Raw genomic sequence first — 17,258 nt, 5'->3', positions numbered from 1 at the left:
GCGGTTGTGGTGCTCTCGAAAGCTCAGTCATCAAAGTCGCATGACCGCACCCAGCCTGCAGTTCGTTCCGTTCCCTCACAGGGGCCGGCATTTGCCCAATGACCATGGAACACAAGCGGGCAACACTGCCCGGAATTGTGATGGTACATAAAGATGCATATACTATGAATCTTTAAAAAAGAGGGGTCAGTTCGAGTACACCGAAGCCACTTCGGTCGTGCATCGTTCCCCCCGGCCAGTCTCTTCTTCCACGGAGCATTCCATGAACATTGACAAGTTCAAACACCAGCACGTAGACATCATGGGCAACATCTCGGCCCTGCGGCGTCTGGCGCAGGCTGGGGTGGCGCAAAACGCTGCTGGCATTGCAAGACTCGTCGTCAGCATGAGCTCCACCATCAAGCTGCACCTGGCCGTGGAAGACCAGGCGCTGTACCCGGCTCTGCAGCGTGGCGACAACCCCGAACTGGCGCGCATGGGCCAGCAGTACCAAAATGACATGGGCCCCATCGCCCAGGCCTACGAGGCCTTCGCTCGGCGTTGGAACCGGCCCGAGAGCGTGTGTCGCGACGAACAGGGCTTCCGCGACGACGCCAACCGCGTGCTGCGCATGGTGCACGAGCGCATGCAGCGCGAGAACCGCGACTTCTACCCGCGCATCGAGGCTGCGTGATCGGCTGCAAACCCCGCGGCACCCATCGCATGCAGGGACACAGAATGCCCGAAGCGGTTTAACAATCAAACGGGCAATCGTCCACCGAAGTGGGTCCACTCCAACTCCAAGCCATGAAAGCCGCACCCGCGAAAGCAAAAGCGCTGTTCTCGCATCGCCAGCTCTACCTGGCTTGGGCTGTGGTGTCGGCCGTCGGACTCACCGTGGCGCGATACATCGACCCGTATGTGTTCGGCTTCTCCGCTTTCGGTGCGGCCTTTGTGTCGGGCTTTCTCATCCTGGGCGCCGTGGTCCTGAGCTGGCGTCTTTGGCCTTGGGCCGTCTTGAGCGCCATCCCCACGGTGTTGGCGTTCATGCTGCTGTCCACCTACCGGTGGGCATAGCCGGCAGCGAGCGCTGGGGTGCGATGCATGGCGCCGGGGTTTCGACTTCAGGCCGGCTTTCGGCCAGCCAGGAAACACAGGATCGCAAGCCCCTGAACCACCACCCTGGCCAGCTGCCAAAGCGCAAGCTCGCACGGTAGCGCGATCGAACGCCGTCGTGTGAGCTGCGCGATTTCCACGCGGGCTCTGGCCATGCTGGTGGCCGTGACGATGCACCAATGCATATGCCACTGTTCAGCGAACCGTGCTGGCTCTCATGCGGCACACTTCATACGATGCCCGCCGCCAAATCCGCCATCCAAGCCGACTCCTCCCCGACCTTGTTCGAGAGCGCCAAGGCTTTCGAGACTTGGTTGAAGAAGAATCACGCCACCTCCGACGGACTCTGGGTCAAGCTCGCCAAGCGGGGCGCCAATCTACCTAGCCTGACCTACCCTGAGGCGGTGGAGATCGCGCTCTGTTGGGGCTGGATCGATGGCCAGAAGAAGGGCCTCGACGACCAGCACTTTCTTCAGCGTTTCACGCCGCGGCGCACACGCAGCATTTGGTCGAAGATCAACGTCGACAAGGTCGCGGCGCTCATCGCGGCGGGGCGCATGCAGGCGCCGGGCTATAAGCAGATTGAGGACGCCAAGGCCGACGGACGTTGGGCGCGGGCCTACGACGGAGCGCGCACGTCCGAGGTGCCCGAGGACTTGTTGGCGGCGCTGGAAGCCGAGCCAAAGGCCAAAGCCTTCTTTGCAACGATCAATGCGGCCAATCGCTACGCGGTACTGTGGCGTGTACAGACGGCCGTGAAGGCCGAGACGCGCGCAAGGCGTATTGCCCAACTGGTGGAGATGCTGGCGCGCGGCGAGACCATCCACATCTTCAAGCCAAGGACCAAGGCGTGATCAGCCGCAAAGCCGGAACACCCGTGTAAGCGCGCGGTGATCCCATGAGACGCTGCATCACCGGGCGATCTTGCGTTCGATCTCAGCGACCCGGCCTGCGTGGAACCGGATGATCGTAAGCGTCTGAGGGTCCCGGGCGTGGGGGAAGTAGGTCCAGCTCTTCTCTTCGGGTTGGCCCCTGACCGCACGGTGGAAGGCTTCGTGGTCGGGCTTGCCGATCTTCAGCACCACCTCCCCTTCGCCCATGCCCTTGCGGATGAACTTGCGCTCCCCGGCGTCTGGCTTTGTGGACAGGGCGGATGCGCTGGCCAGCGAGAGCAGGGCCAGTGCGGTGAATTTTTTGAAATCCATCGGTCGCTCCTTCGTCAGCTTCAGCAACGCCCGGCCGCGCGCAGCAAGGCGTTGCACGCTGCGCCAGAGTCCTTCGCGGCAGGGGCTGGCTGGCCGCCCTTGCCCGCTCCCCCCGCCATGGCGGTGCAGATGGCGTCGGAATGCGGTGTCTGCCCAAAGCTCATGGCCTTCTGGAAACCGGTGGCACCGTACAGGTAGCAGCGGTAGGCCTTGCCGTCGCGGGTGTTGGCGGTGTAGTTGATGCGCCCGCCGGTTTCCTCGCTGCGGTCGGTGATGGTGAACTGGCCGGCGGGTCGCCCGATGGCCTGAGCGGTGCGCTGCTCCAGGCCATCCTGGTCGATGGTGGCGGCGCATCCGGACAGAAGGGCCAGGGCCGCGGTCAGGGGCGCAACGCGTGTGACGAAGGAACGAATGTGCATGAAAAGCTCCGTGGTGTGCATGGGTTCATCGGCCGAAGCAGTTGTCCGCGGGCACGGTGGCCAGGCTGGCCGACACCGTTGACAGCGAGGGCTGGATGCTGGGAATTTCATCGCCCAGCAAGCACAAGCGGTCGCCGGTGCGCAGGGTCCAGATGGCACCGAAGCGTGTGCCGGTCACGGTCAGGAAGGTGCCCCAGTGCGCGGCCAGGCCTTGGTGGGCCTCGGATCGCGCGAAGGTCACGGTGCCCAGCTTGGAGGGGCCGGCCAGCACCGATGCACCTTCGCACCCGTTGCCGCCAAAGCTCAGCACGCCCTCGAAATAGTCCAGCGTGTTGGGGCCGGTGATGCGTGCCCGGAGGAACTTCTTGAACGATTGCGCTCCGGTTTTCACGCAGCCTTTTTGCACCCAGTCGCCCTTCAGCGCCTCGATGGACGCCGAAGGGCCGGTGCCCCCCGAACCGTCGTCCGGGGGCGCATCGCTGCCGCCACCGCAGGCGCTCAGGCCCAGAGCGGTCGCGGTGATCAGGGCCAGGGTAGAGCGGCGCACGGGGCCTTGCAACCTTGAGAAAACCGGCATGGAAAACTCCTGTGTCAATGTGGAAAAAAAGGGATGGAACCAAGGGGCACAAACGGACGACAGCCGGCCGACGGGCGCCGACCCGGGCCTTGTGCACATGCGGAGGTCGCGGCGGGGAAACTCAGGCTGGCTTGCGGGCCACGATGAAGACGCGGATGTCTTTGCCCCGGGTGCCGTGCCGCTCGACCGAGACGATCTCCAGACCCTGCCGCTCCATGGCCGAGGCCAGCGTTTCCCCGTTGAAGCACAGCACGTGGGGCGCCTTGCCGATGGCGCGCATCAGGGGAATGGCCAGCCAGGGAATCAGCGGGTTCATCTCGCTGATGCACGCCGTCTTTGAAATCAGCAGGCCGCCCGGGCGCAGGGCCTGCACCGCGAGCGACAGGGCCTGATCGAGATCGCTCACGAGGTGCAGCAGGTTGAAGGCCAGCACCCGGTGAAACTTTTCCTGGCCGAACACAGGGGCGTCGGCGTCGGCGTCGGCCATCGTGAAGCTCAGGTGCGGCACCGGCTGGGCCGCCAGCTTCTCGCGGGCGATGTCGATCATGCGAGCCGAGACATCGGTCGCCAGCAGGCGCCGGGTGTGCGGCGCCAGCCGCAGCGCGGTGCTGCCGGTGCCGCAGCCGATCTCCAGCACGTCCTGATCGGTCGACAGCAGGCTCTGCACGCGCCGCAGCGTGGCTTCGTAGCCCGCCATGTCGGCGATCGGGTCGGCGGCGTATTGGCGGGCGATGCGGTCCCAGAAGCGGGCCTTGCGGGCGGCCGAGGCACTCGCTTTGGTCAGAGGCGATGCGTCGGTGCGCTGTTGGACGGTGGAGAGCGGCATGGGGTGGGTGGAAGGTGGATTGAGGCCCATGCGTTGGGCGACAGGTGGATGCTATCCATGCACATTGCCGCAGGGAACTGCGCTAAATTGCAGTGAACATATACATAAACGCATGAATCAACTCGACTGGAACCAACTCAAGGCGTTTCTGGAGACCGCTGAAACCGGCTCACTGTCGGCGGCCGCGCGCAAGCTGGGCCTGACCCAGCCCACCCTGAGCCGCCAGGTGGCCGCCATCGAGCGGCAGATGGGCGTGACCCTGTTCGAGCGCGTGGGCAAGGCGATGGCGCTCACCCCCACCGGGCTGGACCTGCTGGAACACGCGCGCGCGATGGGCACGGCCGCCGAGGCCCTTGGGCTGGCCGCCACCGGCCGCTCGACGGCCGTGGGCGGCGTGGTCTCGGTCTCGGCCACCGATGCGGTCGCTGCCCACCTGCTGCCCCCGCTGGTGCAGCGGCTGCGCGAGCAGGAGCCGGGCATCACCATCGAGGTGATCCCGTCCAACGCGCTGAGCGACCTGCTGCGGCGCGAGGCCGACATCGCGATCCGCCATGTCAAGCCCGAACAGCCGGACCTGATCGCCCGGTTCATCCGCGAGGCCACGGCCTATTTCTACGCGTCAGAGGACTGGGTGAAGACCCATGGCCACCCGCGCAGTAGCGAAGACGCCGCACATGTTCCCTTTGTCGGCTCCGACCGCACCGGCCAGTACCTGGGCTACCTGCGGGCGCACGGCCTGCCCGTGAGCGAAGCGAACTTCAGTTGCTATTGCGACCACACCGTGGCGCACTGGGCGCTGGTGCGCCAGGGCATGGGCATTGGAGCCATGATGGAAGAGATCGCCCGCGACACGCCGGGCATCGTGCGGGTGCTCGACGAGGTACCGGCGGTTCGCTTCCCGATCTGGTTGGTCACCCACCGCGAACTGCGCACCTCGCGACCGATGCGGGTGGTGTTCGAGGCGCTGGCGCAGGGGCTGGCTTGAGGCGCTTGAACTCGGTCTGGTTCAGGCTTGGCCCACGGTCCCGGTCTCAATCCAGCTTCAAGCTCGCCGCCAGATGCCCATACACCGCCGCCACGCGCCGCAGGTGCCGTGACTCCGGGTGCGTCAGCAGCCAGAGCTCGGTCTGGGCGTCGTCGAGCGGTTCGGTGAGTCGCACCAGGTCCGTTCTCGTCCGGGCCAGAAACAGGGGCAGGATGCCCACGCCCAGCCCGAGCGCCACCAGCTCTGCCACGGTCAGGATGCTGTTGACGCGGTAGGCCGGCACGGCCTTGGGGTAATGGCGCTTGCGCCAGACCACCGAGGGGTGGTCGGGCAGGGCGTCGTCCGGTGCGATCCATGCCGTGTGGCCGGCCTCCACGTCGGCGAGCCGCTGGGTGCCGCCCTTTTTGGCCGTGTACAGCGCGACCCGGATGGGGCCCACGCACTTGCCCACCAGGTGCTGTGGTGGCCGCTTCGTCGCCCGCACCGCGATGTCGGCGTCGCGCCGGGTCAGGCTGGCCAGTTCGTTGCCGGTCTGCAGCTCGTAGTGCAGCTGCGGGTGCGCGGTTTTCAGGGCCTTGAGCGCCGGGGCGACCAGGGCGTGCAGCACCGTGTCGGTCGTGGTGATGCGCACCCGGCCCGACACCAGCTCGGGCCGCAGCTGGGCCGCCGTGCGGGCCGCTTCGATCGAGGCTTCCATCTGCTCGGCGTGTTCGACCAGCGTCTGGGCGAGTTCCGTGGGCAGGTAGCCGGCGCGTGTGCGCTCGAAGACGCGTTGGGCCAGGCCGCGTTCCAGCCGCTGCAGCGAGCGGAAGACCGTGGACGCGTCCACCCCGAGCCGCTCGCCGGCGTCGGCCAGCGTGCCGGCACGGGCCAGCGCGAGCACGGTCTGCAGGTCGGCGGCGCTCAGGCTGTATTGCGTGGGTGCATGCATGGTTTGTCCGTTAGCCATTGTTGATGCGTCATTGCAATCCTACAGTGCAGCCTTCCTGGCTTCACTTCGTTCATCGCATGCACACCACCACGCTCCCGGTTTCCGGCGCCCACCGCGTCACTCCCCAGCGCACCGGCCTCGTCCTGGTGTCCCACGCGCTTTGCCCGTATGTGCAGCGCGTCGCCATCGTCCTGGCGGAAAAGGGGGTTCCCTTCGAGCGCCGCGACATCGATCTCGCCAACAAGCCGGCCTGGTTTCTCGAAGTCTCCCCGCTGGGCAAGACGCCGGTGCTGCTGGTGGATGGCGAGCCGGTGTTCGAGTCGGCGGTGATCTGCGAGTACCTCGACGACACGCTCTTGCCCCGGCTGCACCCCGAAGACCCGTTGCAGCGGGCGCGCGAGCGGGCCTGGATGGAGTTCGGCTCGGCCGTGTTGAACGCGATTGCGGGCTTCTACAACGCCGCGGACGAGGCCGCGCTGCAGGCCAAGGCCCGCGAGATCCGTGGGCGGTTCGAGCAGCTGGAGCAGGCGCTGGGGGCCGGGCCGTTTTTCCGGGGTGAGGGCTTTTCGGTGGTGGACGCCGTTTTCGGCCCGGTGTTTCGTTATTTCGACACCTTCGACGCCATCGCCGATTTCGGTTTCATGGACGGGCTCCCGCGCGTGCTGCGTTGGCGTGGCGCGCTGGCGGGCCGGGCTTCGGTCCGCGATGCGGTGTGGCCGGACTACCCCGAGCGGCTGATGGCCTTCCTGCGGCGGCGCCCATCGGTGCTGGCCGCGCGGGTGCCGGCCCATCCCCTCTGACGCGGGATCAGCGCCGGGGTCGCACCCACCACCAGGCCCCCGCCACCAGCAGTGCAAACCCGGTGTACGCCGCCACGAACACCGACCAGGGCGCGTCCCAGTACAGCAGCCGCGAGAGCCAGTGTTCGATGAAGCCCTCGCGGTAGCCGCCTTGCCCGGCCTGGCGCCGCAGGCCCTGTTCCCACACGGTCAGCGGGCAGAGCTGGCCCAGCCAGGTCTGCGCGGCGATGAAGCCCATCAGGCCCAGGTGGGTCGCGCGCAGGCCGAAGTGGCGCACCCAGCGCCAGCCCAGCGCGCCCCCGATCAGGATCAGCGGCAGCAGGCCGACCACGAACAGCACCACGCCCACGTGCAGCGCGAGCAGGGCGTCGGCGAGCAGGGTCGCCGACGTGGGGCTGAAGACGCTGGTGGGGCTCATCCGGCCATGGTACGAGGACGCAAAAAAACCGCCAGCACACAAGGCACTGGCGGCTGCTGCGCATGGCCTGCCGAGGCAGGCGGCGCGACATCAAACCCTGGCTTTATTTGGCGGCGTCGATCTGCATGTAGTCCGAGACCACTTTCCAGCGGTTCTCCTGCAGTTGCGACAGGCGCGTGGCGTTGCTGCCCAGGCGCTTGGTGGGGCTGAAGGTCATCTCGGCGCTGCCGAAGATGTCGGGCGGGATCTTCATGGTGTCCATGGCCTTGATGAAGCTCTCGGTGCTGAGGTTGGGGCCGGCCTTGCCGGCGGCTTTCAGGAAGGTGTCCACCAGGCTGTAGCCGTAGACGGAGAACACGGTGGGGTCTTCGTTGAATTTGGTCTTGTACTTGTTGGCCCAGAAGCGGATCGGCTGTGAAGCTTCGTCGGTGTAGGGGTTCTGCACCGTCATGGTGGCGTACAGGCCATTCATGGCCGGTCCGCCGAGCTTGTGGATCAAGTCGGTGTAGGCGGCGCTGGAGCCGATGAAGACGGGGTTGAAGCCCAGGCGCTTGGCGGTGGCGATGCCGCCAATGGTCTCGCGGATGATGGTGCCCATCACCACCATGTCGCACTGGCTGGCCTGCAGCTTCTGCATCTGCGAGGAAAAGTCGGTGGCGCCGCGCTTGTAGCTGGTTTCTTCGGCCAGCGTCATGCCGATGGACTTCAGGCCCTCTTCGGCGCCGCGTTTCACTTCCAGGCCGAACTCGTCGTCCTGGTACATGGTGCAGACCTTCTTGGCGCCCTTGTCTTTCGCCAGCTTGGGCACGGCGATCTTCATCTGGTCGAAGTAGGGGGCGGCGAAGCTGTACTTGAGCTTGTGGAAGGGCTCGTACATCTCACGCGCGGCGGTCACGGGGAAGAAGTTGATCACGTTCTTCTGGAACTGCACGGGCATGGCGGCCATGTTCTGCGCGGTGCCGATGTGGCCCACCATGGCGAAGATCTTGTCCTGGTTCACCAGCTTCTGCGCGGCCAGCACGGCGCGGCGCGGGTCGTAGGCAGAGTCTTCCACCAGCAGCTTGATCTTGCGCCCGTTGATGCCGCCCTGCTCGTTGGCTTCGTCCACGCGCAGCATCATGCCCAGGCGCACCTGCTTGCCAAAGCCGGCGATGGGGCCGGACAAGTCCTGTATGGAGCCCAGCACGATTTCGTCTTTGCTCACGCCCTGCGACTGGGCAAACGCGGTGCCGCCGGCCAGCGCCAGCGCGGCGCCGATCAATGAGAGTCTGGCTTTCATGGGGGAGGTCTCCTGGGGTTGTTTCGGGTGGTTGTTGTGGTGACAGGCTGAGTCGGTCTGCGGGGCGCGTTAGCGGTACATGGCGTCGATCTGCTCGGCGTATTTCTGTTGCACCAGCTTGCGCTTGAGCTTCATGGTGGGGGTGAGTTCTTCGTCTTCGGCGCTGAGCTGGGTGTCGAGCAGGAAGAACTTCTTGATCTGTTCCACGCGGGCAAATTTTTTGTTCACGCGGTCGATCTCGGCCTGGATCAGGGCCTGCACCTCGGGCGCGCGGGTGAGGCTGGCGTAGTTCGAGAACGGCACGTCGTGGTCCTGCGCATACTTTTCCACGTTCTCCTGGTCGATCATGATGATCACGGTGAGGTAGGCCCGCTGGTCGCCGATCACCACCGCGTCGGTCACGTAGGGCGAGAACTTCAGCTCGTTTTCGAGTTCGCTCGGGGTGATGTTCTTGCCGCCTGCGGTGATGATGATGTCTTTCATGCGGTCGGTGATGCGGAAAAACCCTTCCTCATCGACCGTGCCCACGTCACCGGTGTGCAACCAGCCGTTCTTGTCGATGGTCTCGGCGGTCTTCTCCGGCTGGTTCAGGTAGCCCATGAACACGTTGGGGCCGCGCACCAGGATCTCGCTGGTGAGCGCGTCCAGCCGCACCTCGTTGTACGACGCGGCCGGCCCAATGGAGCCAGGTTTGATGTGGCTGGCCGGGATGCCGGTGGCAGCGCCGCAGGTCTCGGTCATGCCCCACACCTCCAGCATGGGCACGCCCAGCGCCAGGTACCAGCGCACCAGATCGGGCGAGATGGGCGCGGCGCCCGTGACGAGAAAGCGCGCGCGGTGGATGCCGATGATCTTGCGCACGTTGTCCAGCACCAGCAGGCGCGCCAGCCGGAACTGCAGACGCAGGCCGCCGGGTACCTCCTGCCCCGCCATCACGTGCTCGGCCACGCGCTGGCCCACGCCAATGGCCCAGGCGTAGGCCGCCTGCTGCAGCGCGCTGGCTTCCTTGAGTGCGATCATTACGCCCGAATAGAACTTCTCCCACACGCGGGGCACGGCGGTGAACACCGTGGGCGCGATCTCGCGCACGTTCTCGGGCACGGTCTCGGGGTTCTCCACGAAGTTGAGCTTGGCGCCGGTGTAGAGCGAAAAATACTCACCGCCCAGGCGCTCGGCGATGTGGCACAGCGGCAGGAAGCACATGCACTCGTCGCGCTCGTCGCGCGCGATCAGCGTGTTGTAGCCACGCACGGTGTAGACCAGCCCCTGGTGGCTGTGCATCGCGCCCTTCGGTTTACCGGTGGTGCCCGAGGTGTAGACCAGGATCGCGAGGTCGGCGGGGTGGCAGCCGGCCACGCGCTCTTCCAGCAGGCCGGCGTGGGTGCTGGCGTGCTCGCGGCCCAGGGCGCGCAGGGCATCGAGGCTGATCACCTGCGGGTCGTTCAGCTCGCGCAGGCCCTCCATGTCGAACACCACGATCATCTTCAGCCGGGGCAGCCGCTCGCGCACCTCCAGGGCCTTGTCGAGTTGTTCGTCGTCTTCCACGAACAGCACGGTGGTGCCCGAGTCTTCGCAGAGGAACTGCACTTGCTCGGCCGCGTCGGTGGGGTAGATGCCGTTGGACACACCGCCCGCGCTCAGCACGGCCAGATCGGCCAGCACCCATTCCACGGTGGTGTTGGAGAGCACGGACGCCGTCTCGTGCGGCGCAAAGCCCAACGCCATCAGCCCGTGGGCGATCTCGCGCACCGCTTCGGCGGTCTGGTCCCAGGTCCAGCTGCGCCAGATACCGAACTCCTTCTGCCGCATCCACACATTGGGGCCGCGCTTCTGCACCGCGTTCCAGAACATCGCGGGAATGGTGTCACCGGGCAGCACAATCTCGGGCTGCGGCTGGATGTGAGACAAATCCCAGAGGTAGCTCATGTCAACTTTTCTCCGGCGCGAAGTGCACGAAATCAGAACGCGGCGGAACCGGCTTTGCCGGGCCGCACCGCGTTGCCCCCTTGAGGGGGTAGCGCGAAGCGCTGCGGGGGTGTTCCAAAGTCATCTCCAATTCTTCTTCTTTTTCCAGCGCCGGTCCGCGCGCACGCCCGCTTCCTTCATCCCCAGGTAGAACTCCTTGATGTCGTCCTTCTCGCGCAACCGCGCGCAGGTGTCTTCCATCACGATACGGCCGTTCTCCAGCACGTAGCCGTAGTCGGACGCGTTGAGCGCCATGTTGGCGTTCTGCTCCACCAGCAGGATGGTGGTGCCGCGCTCGCGGTTGATGCGCACGACGATCTCGAAGATCTCCTTGGTCAGCTTCGGCGAAAGCCCCAGGCTGGGTTCGTCGAGCAGGATCAGGTCGGGGTTGGCCATGAGGGCGCGGCTGATGGCGAGCATCTGCTGCTGCCCGCCGGAGAGCAGGCCGGCGTCCTGCGTGGCGCGCTCGCGCAGGATGGGGAAGTAGTTGAACACCGCCTCCATGTCGCGCGCCACGCCGTCGCGGTCCTTGCGGGTGTAGGCGCCCATGAGCAGGTTGTCGCGCACCGAGAGCAGCGGGAACACCTCTCGCCCCTCGGGCACGTGGGAGAGGCCCTGCTGCACGATGGCGGCCGGGTCCTGCGCGGTGATGTTCTCGCCCTTGAACTCGATGCTGCCCTTGCGCGGGTCGATGATGCCGCTGATGGTCTTGAGAATCGTCGTCTTGCCCGCGCCGTTGCTGCCCAGCACGGTCGCGATCTCGCCGCGGCGCACCTGCAGGCTCACGCCCCGGATCGCCTTGATGGGGCCGTAGGCGCTCTCGACGTTGAGCAGCTTCAACACGGCGTTGTCGGTGACCGGGGCGGTCATGGTGATGTGACCCCCACGCTTGTCGCTGCGCGTACTGCGCTGCCCCCCGTAGGGGCTTTCGAACCTTGGGGCGGCCCGGCGGTTCTCATGTCAGCTCCTTCGCATGGTTTTCGCGGCGCAGGCTGGACACGTCGTCCACCGTGCCCAGGTAGGCCTCGATCACGCCGGGGTGGTTCTGCACCTCGGCCGGTGTGCCGGTGGCCAGCTCTTCGCCCATGCTCATGGCCAGCACGCGGTCGGACACCTTGGACACCAGCGTCATGTCGTGTTCGACCATCAGCACCGTGATGCCGAGCTCGTTCTTGATGTCGGCGATCCAGAACGCCATGTCTTCGGTCTCCTCCACGTTCAGGCCGGAAGAGGGTTCGTCGAGCAGCAGCAGCCGGGGCTCGGTGCACAGCGCGCGTGCCAGTTCCACCACCTTGCGCACGCCATAGGGCAGGCCGGCGATCATGGATTCGCGGTGGTGCTGCAGGTTCAGGAAGTCGATCACCTGCTCGACCTTGGCACGCGCCTCGATCTCGGCCGCGCGTGTCCTGCCGGTGAAGAAGATCTCGCTCCACAGGCCGGTGCGGCGGTGCGTGTGGCGCCCGATCAGAAGGTTCTGCAGCACGGTGGCGTGTTCGAACAGTTCGATGTTCTGGAAGGTGCGCGCGATGCCCAGGCCGGCGATGCGGTGCGGCGGCTGTTCGGTCAGGCGCAGCGTGCCGTGTGGGCCGGCGTAGTCGATGCTGCCGGTGGTGGGCGTGTAGATGCGGCTGATCAGGTTGAACACCGTCGTCTTGCCCGCGCCATTGGGCCCGATCAGCGTGAACACCTCGCCGCGCTTCACGTCGAAGCTCACGTTGTTCACCGCCAGCACGCCACCGAAGCGCACGCTCAGATTTTGGGCAGACAGGAGGATGTCGTCGGTCATTTCAGTCTGTCCGATTTCTGGAAGGTCTTCTGGCGCTTGAACAGGCCGCGCCGGTAGAACGGGAACAGCTGGCTCAAGGTGCGCACCTTGAGCCAGCGGCCGTACAGGCCCATGGGCTCGAACAGCACGAAACCGATCAGCACCAGGCCATACACGGTGCCCTGCAGGCCGGCGGCTTGGCCGATGGCGTCGGGCAGGTAGTCCTTGCCGAGGGCGATCAGCTGCGGCATCACGATGAGGAAAATCGCGCCGAGGAAGGCGCCGTGGATCGAGCCCAGCCCGCCGATCACCACCATGAGCAGCAGGTCGATCGACTGGATGATGCTGAACTGCTCGGGCGAGAGGAACTGGATCTTGTGCGCGTACAGCGCGCCGCCGATGCCCGCGAGCGCGGCCGACAGCGCGAACGACAGCGTCTTGTAGCGCGCAAGGTGGATGCCCATGCTCTGGGCCGAGATCTCCGAGTCGCGGATCGCCACGAAAGCGCGCCCGGTGCTGGAGCGCATGAGGTTGACGATGGCCAGCGTGGCGCCCACCGTGACCACGAGGCAGAGGAAATAGAACTCGTTGGTGGACTCCAGCTCCCAGCCGAACAGGGCGGGCGGGTTCACCGACAGGCCCGAGTTGCCACCGGTCACGCTTTCCCAGCGCGCGAGCGCTTCTTCCACGATGAATCCGAAGGCCAGCGTGGCCATGCCCAGGTAGATGCCCTTGACGCGCAACGCCGGCAGCCCCACCACCATGCCCACGGCCGCGGACAACAGGCCGGCGCAGGCCAGCGCCAGCGGAAACGGCAGCCCGGCGTTGACCATCACGGCCTGGGTGTATGCGCCCACGCCCAGGAACGCCGCATGGCCCAGCGAAAACAGGCCGGTGAAGCCCGCCAACAGCATCAGCCCCAGGCCGACCACCGCGTAGATCAGCACAAAGGTGAGCTGGGCCAGCCAGTATTCCTCGATCACCCAGGGCGCCGCCAGCAGGAACAGGCCCAGCAGGCTGTACCAGAACACATGCCCGCCGTGTTTGGCGAGCTGGATGTCCTGGTTGTAGTCGGTCTTGAAAATGAATCTCATCGAATCCCCCCCGAAGCGCCTGCGGCGCCTCCCCCCCAGGGGGGCGCCACCAGCGGCCCGGCAAAGCCGGTTCCGCGGTGGCCTCGGCTTGGGTGTGGGCGCGCGTTGCTCTTTGGCTTTGTCATACTTTTTTTCTTAACTTCTCGCCAAAGAGGCCGTTCGGTTTCAGCACCAGCATGACCAGCACCACGATGTAGGGCGCGATGTCCTTGAAACCTTCGGGCAGATAGAAACCCGACAGCGCTTCCACGATGCCGATCACCAGCCCGCCGACGATGGCGCCGGGTAGGCTGCCGAAGCCGCCCACCACGGCGGCGGGGAAAGCCTTCAAGCCGATGAAGCCCATGTTGGCGTGCACGAAGGTGATGGGCGCGAGCAGCAGGCCGGCGATGGCCGCCACACCAGCGGCCAGGCCCCACACCAGGCCGTTGAGCCGCTTGACCGGAATGCCCATGTAGTAGGCCGCGAGCTGGTTTTGCGACGAGGCCTGCATGGCCAGACCGAGCCGGGAGTAGCGGAACATGGCGAACAGCCCGGCGCACAACACCCCGGTGACCCCGATCACCACGATCTGCTCGGCCGACACCACCAGCGCGCCCAGGCGCAGCACCTCGCCCGCGTAGGGCACGGCCAGGGTGTGCGTGTCGGTGCCGATGTTGGGGATCATGGTGATGGCGCCGCGCAGCACGTAGCCCACACCGATGGTGAGCATGACGATGGAAAACGCGGGCTGGCCCAGGATGGGGCGGATGACCACGCGCTCCAGCAGCACACCGAACCCGCCCATGACCACGATCGCCGTGGGCACCGACAGCCAGAAGGGAAAGCCCAGCACCGTCATGGCCGCCAGGCCGCCGAACGCGCCCACCATCATCAGGTCACCCTGGGCGAAACTGACCGTTTCCGTGGCCTTGTAGATCAGCACGAAACCCAGGGCGATCAGACCATAGATGCAGCCCTGGGCCACACCGCTGATGAGCAGTTGCAGCAGTTGCACGCTTGTCTCCTGTGGAGCCCCGGACACGCTGGCCGCTGCTGCTGGCTGTGTGGCGGGATGTCCTGTTGTTGTGGGCCGTTTATAGCCGGCCCACCCCGCACTGGCGCTAGGGGTTGACCCCCATCCGCAGTCGCCCAGGTTCCAGCGCCGGGTGTGTCGGCTTGTATTTATAAAAAGCAAACGCTTGGCAAAAATAGACCAGGGCCGTATCCTGTCGCTTCCACTTTGTTGGGCATGTCATGAAGTCCATCCGCATCGGCGCCGGCCTCGGTTTTTACGGCGACAACTGGGAGCCCGTGGCCGCGAGCATGGAGCGCGGCGGCGTGCAGTTCATCGCCAGCGACCACCTGGCCGAACTCACGCTGGCCATCCTGCAGAAAGACCGCCAGCGCGACCCGGCGCTGGGTTACGCGCGCGACGTGGTGCCCATGCTGCTGCGGCTGTGGCCACTGATGCGCGAGCGCGGCGTGCGCTTCGTCTGCAACGCGGGCGGCCTGAACCCGATGGGTGCGGCGCAGGCGGTGCTGGCCGCGTTCGAGGCCAAGGGCTGGCCCGCGCGCATCGCGGTGGTGACGGGGGACGACGTGTTGCCGCGCCTGCAGGACGCTTCGACGCCTGCCGATGAACTGGCCCACCTGTTCACGGGCCAACCGGTTTCACAGGTGCGCGAACGGCTGGTGTTCGGCAACGCCTACCTGGGCGCGGCGCCCATCGTGCAGGCGCTGGACGCCGGGGCCGACATCGTGATCACCGGCCGCGTGGCCGACGCCGCGCTCTTCCTCGGGCCGCTGGTGCACGGCCTGGGCTGGAAGCTCGGCGGCGCCACCGAGCCGCAAGACCTGAACCGCCTCGCGCAGGGCCTCACCGTGGGGCATCTGCTGGAGTGTTCGGGCCAGGGCAGCGGCGGCAACTTCGGCAGCCAGGGCGCCTGGAAAGACATTCCCGACCTGGCGCACATCGGCTACCCGATCGCCGAGGTCTGGGAAGACGGCACGGCCCTGATCACCAAGGCGCCGGGCACGGGCGGGCGCATCAACTTCGACACCGTGCGCCAGCAACTGCTTTACGAAGTGCACAACCCGCACGCCTACCACTCGCCCGACGTGGTGCTGGACATGGGCGGCATCGTGCTGCACGACGAGGGCCACGACCGCGTGCGCCTGACCGGCGTGCGCGGCCAGGCGCCGGGGCCGATGCTCAAGGTGGTGGCCGGCTACCGCGATGGCTTCAAGGCCGAAGTGACCTGGGGCTTCTCGTGGCCCGACGCCTGGGACAAGTCGCAGGCCGCCACCGCCACCATTCGCCAGTTGCTGCAGGACAAACGCATCCCGCACGACGAGCTGTTCGTGGAGTACCCGGGCCTGAACTCGGCCCACGGCGAGCTGGCGCCGCTGCCCGATGTGGCGGCGCTCAACGCCATGAACGAGATCTGGACGCGGCTGGTGCTGCGCACGCCGTCGAAAGCCGCCGCCGACGGTTTCGGCCGCCTGTTCCCCTGGCTGGCCCTGAGCGGCCCGGCCTACACCTGCGGCTTCAACGGCCTGCACAACACCAGCGAACTGCTGGGTATCTGGCCCACGCTGATTCCGCGGGCGCTGGTGGAGCCGCAGGTGCGCGTCGAACTGTTGGGAGAACAGGCATGAACTCTGTCCGCATCCCCCTGGCCCGTATCGCCCACGCCCGCAGCGGCGACAAGGCCGACTGGGTGGATTTCGGTCTCTTCGCCTGGAACCTGGCGGGCTACCGCCTGATCGAGCGCGAAGTCACGGCCGAGCGCGTGCGCGCGCACTTCGCACCCTGGCTGCCGGGCGAGGTGGACGCCTGGGCGCTGCCCAACATCCTCGCGCTGAAGTTCGTGCTCAAGGGCGCGCTGCAGGGCGGCGGCGCGCGCAACCTGCGGCTGGACAACCTCGGCAAGGCCATGGCGGGCGCGCTGCTGCGGCTGGAGATCGCGGTGACGGAGGCCGAGTTGGCCGAGGCATTGGAGGCGCCGCGCGTGGGCTGGTGGGGCGATGTTCCTCTCGCCAACCCGTTGGAAGGAATGAAGTGAATCCATCCCCCGTCACCACCGAACAACAGGCCGACATCTGGATCGTCACCCTGGACCGCCCCGACGTGCGCAACGCCGTGGACAGTCCGACCGCGCAGGCCCTGCACGCCGCCTTCCTGGCTTTCGAAGACGACCCGGTCGCAAAGGTCGCGGTGTTCCATGGTGCCAGCGGCCACTTCTGTGCCGGCTGGGACTTGCAATACGGCGCGCGCCTGGCCGCGTCGGGCGAGTCCGGCGGGCTGGGCCAGTTGGACTTCGATGCGCAAGACCCGCGCGCCCTCGGCCCCATGGGGCCGTCGCGCCTGCGCCTGTCCAAACCGGTGATCGCCGCGGTGAGTGGCGCGGCCGTGGCCGGTGGCATGGAACTCGCGCTCTGGTGCGACCTGCGCGTGATGGAAGCCGACGCCTACTTCGGTGTTTATTGCCGGCGCTTCGGCGTGCCGCTGATCGACGGCGGCACCGTGCGCCTGCCGCGCCTGATCGGCATGGGCCACGCCATGGACCTGATCCTCACCGGCCGCCAGGTGGACGCCGCCGAAGCGCTGCAGATGGGCCTGGCCAACCGCGTGGTGCCCACCGGCCAAGCGCGCGAAGCGGCCATCGCCCTCGCCCAGCAGCTCGCCGCCTTCCCGCAGGCCACGATGCGCGCCGACCGCGAGAGCGCCTACGCCCAGTGGGATCTGCCGCTGGGCGAGGCCCTGCAGTAGGAATGGCAACGCGGCAAGGCCCGCATCCCCGACGCGCTGGAGGGCGCCACGCGCTTCGCGCAAGGGCAGGGCCGCTACGGCAGGTTCTGACGGCCCCGGCGCTTCGGCGGCTCCCGCCAACCCCACCCGATTGGTCCCCCACACG

19 protein-coding genes and 1 pseudogene are annotated in these 17,258 nt (G+C 66.6%); 8 read left to right on the top strand and 12 right to left on the bottom strand.

Annotated elements, in window-relative coordinates:
* The first annotated feature begins 262 nt into the window (after positions 1-262).
* The 3 genes from HTA01S_RS04440 to HTA01S_RS04430 all read left to right on the top strand — a co-directional run bounded on the left by HTA01S_RS04440 (position 263) and on the right by HTA01S_RS04430 (position 1,949).
* A complete protein-coding gene (locus tag HTA01S_RS04440; protein WP_068167386.1) occupies positions 263-673 on the top strand; it encodes a hemerythrin domain-containing protein in 411 nt (136 codons plus the stop codon).
* A gap of 113 nt (positions 674-786) precedes the next feature.
* Positions 787-1,056, top strand: coding sequence for a hypothetical protein (locus HTA01S_RS04435; RefSeq protein WP_068167385.1), 270 nt, complete (start codon positions 787-789; stop codon positions 1,054-1,056).
* 275 nt (positions 1,057-1,331) lie between these two features.
* The gene (locus HTA01S_RS04430) at positions 1,332-1,949 is read left to right on the top strand and encodes a YdeI/OmpD-associated family protein (protein ID WP_068168052.1); all 618 of its coding nucleotides are present in this window, start codon (positions 1,332-1,334) and stop codon (positions 1,947-1,949) included.
* Between the two features lie 57 nt (positions 1,950-2,006).
* Here HTA01S_RS04430 and HTA01S_RS04425 read toward each other — a convergent pair whose 3' ends face one another.
* The 4 genes from HTA01S_RS04425 to HTA01S_RS04410 all read right to left on the bottom strand — a co-directional run bounded on the left by HTA01S_RS04425 (position 2,007) and on the right by HTA01S_RS04410 (position 4,122).
* Positions 2,007-2,300, bottom strand: a complete 294-nt coding sequence (locus tag HTA01S_RS04425) for a hypothetical protein (protein WP_068167384.1) — start codon at positions 2,298-2,300, stop codon at positions 2,007-2,009.
* Between the two features lie 20 nt (positions 2,301-2,320).
* Positions 2,321-2,719: a hypothetical protein gene (locus HTA01S_RS04420; RefSeq protein ID WP_068168050.1), complete on the bottom strand. Its 399-nt coding sequence runs from the start codon at positions 2,717-2,719 to the stop codon at positions 2,321-2,323.
* A gap of 25 nt (positions 2,720-2,744) precedes the next feature.
* Positions 2,745-3,296 carry a hypothetical protein gene (locus tag HTA01S_RS04415; RefSeq protein WP_157571971.1) on the bottom strand — a complete coding sequence of 184 codons (552 nt, stop codon included), beginning with the start codon at positions 3,294-3,296 and terminating at the stop codon, positions 2,745-2,747.
* A 121-nt stretch (positions 3,297-3,417) separates the two neighbouring features.
* Positions 3,418-4,122, bottom strand: a complete 705-nt coding sequence (locus tag HTA01S_RS04410; RefSeq protein ID WP_068168049.1) for a class I SAM-dependent methyltransferase — start codon at positions 4,120-4,122, stop codon at positions 3,418-3,420.
* A gap of 112 nt (positions 4,123-4,234) precedes the next feature.
* On the opposite strand from HTA01S_RS04410, the gene HTA01S_RS04405 reads away from it, so the two are divergent.
* A complete protein-coding gene (locus HTA01S_RS04405; protein ID WP_068167382.1) occupies positions 4,235-5,107 on the top strand; it encodes a LysR family transcriptional regulator in 873 nt (290 codons plus the stop codon).
* Between the two features lie 46 nt (positions 5,108-5,153).
* On the opposite strand, the gene HTA01S_RS04400 is transcribed toward HTA01S_RS04405, so the two are convergent.
* Positions 5,154-6,038 carry a LysR family transcriptional regulator gene (locus HTA01S_RS04400; RefSeq protein ID WP_068167381.1) on the bottom strand — a complete coding sequence of 295 codons (885 nt, stop codon included), beginning with the start codon at positions 6,036-6,038 and terminating at the stop codon, positions 5,154-5,156.
* Between the two features lie 77 nt (positions 6,039-6,115).
* Here HTA01S_RS04400 and HTA01S_RS04395 point away from each other — a divergent pair, with 77 nt between their 5' ends.
* Entirely contained in the window at positions 6,116-6,838 is a 723-nt protein-coding gene (locus tag HTA01S_RS04395; RefSeq protein WP_084235846.1) for a glutathione S-transferase family protein, read from the top strand.
* A gap of 7 nt (positions 6,839-6,845) precedes the next feature.
* Here the strand turns inward: HTA01S_RS04395 and HTA01S_RS04390 are convergent, their stop codons facing one another.
* The 7 genes from HTA01S_RS04390 to HTA01S_RS04360 all read right to left on the bottom strand — a co-directional run bounded on the left by HTA01S_RS04390 (position 6,846) and on the right by HTA01S_RS04360 (position 14,356).
* Positions 6,846-7,256: a DUF2784 domain-containing protein gene (locus tag HTA01S_RS04390; protein ID WP_068167380.1), complete on the bottom strand. Its 411-nt coding sequence runs from the start codon at positions 7,254-7,256 to the stop codon at positions 6,846-6,848.
* Positions 7,257-7,359: 103 nt separating this feature from the next.
* Positions 7,360-8,535, bottom strand: coding sequence for an ABC transporter substrate-binding protein (locus HTA01S_RS04385; protein WP_068167379.1), 1,176 nt, complete (start codon positions 8,533-8,535; stop codon positions 7,360-7,362).
* A gap of 69 nt (positions 8,536-8,604) precedes the next feature.
* Complete coding sequence (locus tag HTA01S_RS04380) at positions 8,605-10,461, bottom strand: AMP-dependent synthetase/ligase (RefSeq protein ID WP_068167378.1); 1,857 nt, start codon at positions 10,459-10,461, stop codon at positions 8,605-8,607.
* A 120-nt stretch (positions 10,462-10,581) separates the two neighbouring features.
* Positions 10,582-11,370, bottom strand: a complete 789-nt coding sequence (locus HTA01S_RS04375; RefSeq protein WP_068167377.1) for an ABC transporter ATP-binding protein — start codon at positions 11,368-11,370, stop codon at positions 10,582-10,584.
* Between the two features lie 85 nt (positions 11,371-11,455).
* The gene (locus tag HTA01S_RS04370) at positions 11,456-12,286 is read right to left on the bottom strand and encodes an ABC transporter ATP-binding protein (RefSeq protein WP_068167376.1); all 831 of its coding nucleotides are present in this window, start codon (positions 12,284-12,286) and stop codon (positions 11,456-11,458) included.
* The gene (locus tag HTA01S_RS04365; RefSeq protein WP_068167375.1) at positions 12,283-13,359 is read right to left on the bottom strand and encodes a branched-chain amino acid ABC transporter permease; all 1,077 of its coding nucleotides are present in this window, start codon (positions 13,357-13,359) and stop codon (positions 12,283-12,285) included. The genes HTA01S_RS04370 and HTA01S_RS04365 overlap by 4 nt, the downstream gene beginning before the upstream one ends.
* A 121-nt stretch (positions 13,360-13,480) precedes the next feature.
* Positions 13,481-14,356 (bottom strand): branched-chain amino acid ABC transporter permease, encoded by an 876-nt coding sequence (locus HTA01S_RS04360; RefSeq protein WP_068167374.1) that lies wholly within the window; start codon positions 14,354-14,356, stop codon positions 13,481-13,483.
* Between the two features lie 239 nt (positions 14,357-14,595).
* Between HTA01S_RS04360 and HTA01S_RS04355 the strand changes: the two genes are divergently transcribed.
* The 3 genes and pseudogenes from HTA01S_RS04355 (at position 14,596) to HTA01S_RS04345 (ending at position 17,203) form a co-directional block, all read left to right on the top strand.
* Positions 14,596-15,999 carry an acyclic terpene utilization AtuA family protein gene (locus tag HTA01S_RS04355; protein WP_068167373.1) on the top strand — a complete coding sequence of 468 codons (1,404 nt, stop codon included), beginning with the start codon at positions 14,596-14,598 and terminating at the stop codon, positions 15,997-15,999.
* Complete coding sequence (locus HTA01S_RS04350) at positions 15,996-16,406, top strand: AtuA-related protein (protein WP_068167372.1); 411 nt, start codon at positions 15,996-15,998, stop codon at positions 16,404-16,406. The genes HTA01S_RS04355 and HTA01S_RS04350 overlap by 4 nt, the downstream gene beginning before the upstream one ends.
* Positions 16,403-17,203 (top strand): annotated as a pseudogene (locus HTA01S_RS04345) (crotonase/enoyl-CoA hydratase family protein). Before HTA01S_RS04350 ends, HTA01S_RS04345 begins: the two are co-directional and overlap by 4 nt.
* Positions 17,204-17,258: the final 55 nt, after the last annotated feature.

Origin of the sequence: Hydrogenophaga taeniospiralis CCUG 15921 (assembly GCF_001592305.1) — a bacterium.
In the GTDB taxonomy this organism is placed as follows: domain Bacteria; phylum Pseudomonadota; class Gammaproteobacteria; order Burkholderiales; family Burkholderiaceae_C; genus Hydrogenophaga; species Hydrogenophaga taeniospiralis.
Note: the sequence above shows the minus strand (reverse complement) of the source record. Positions and strands in the feature narration are given on the sequence as shown.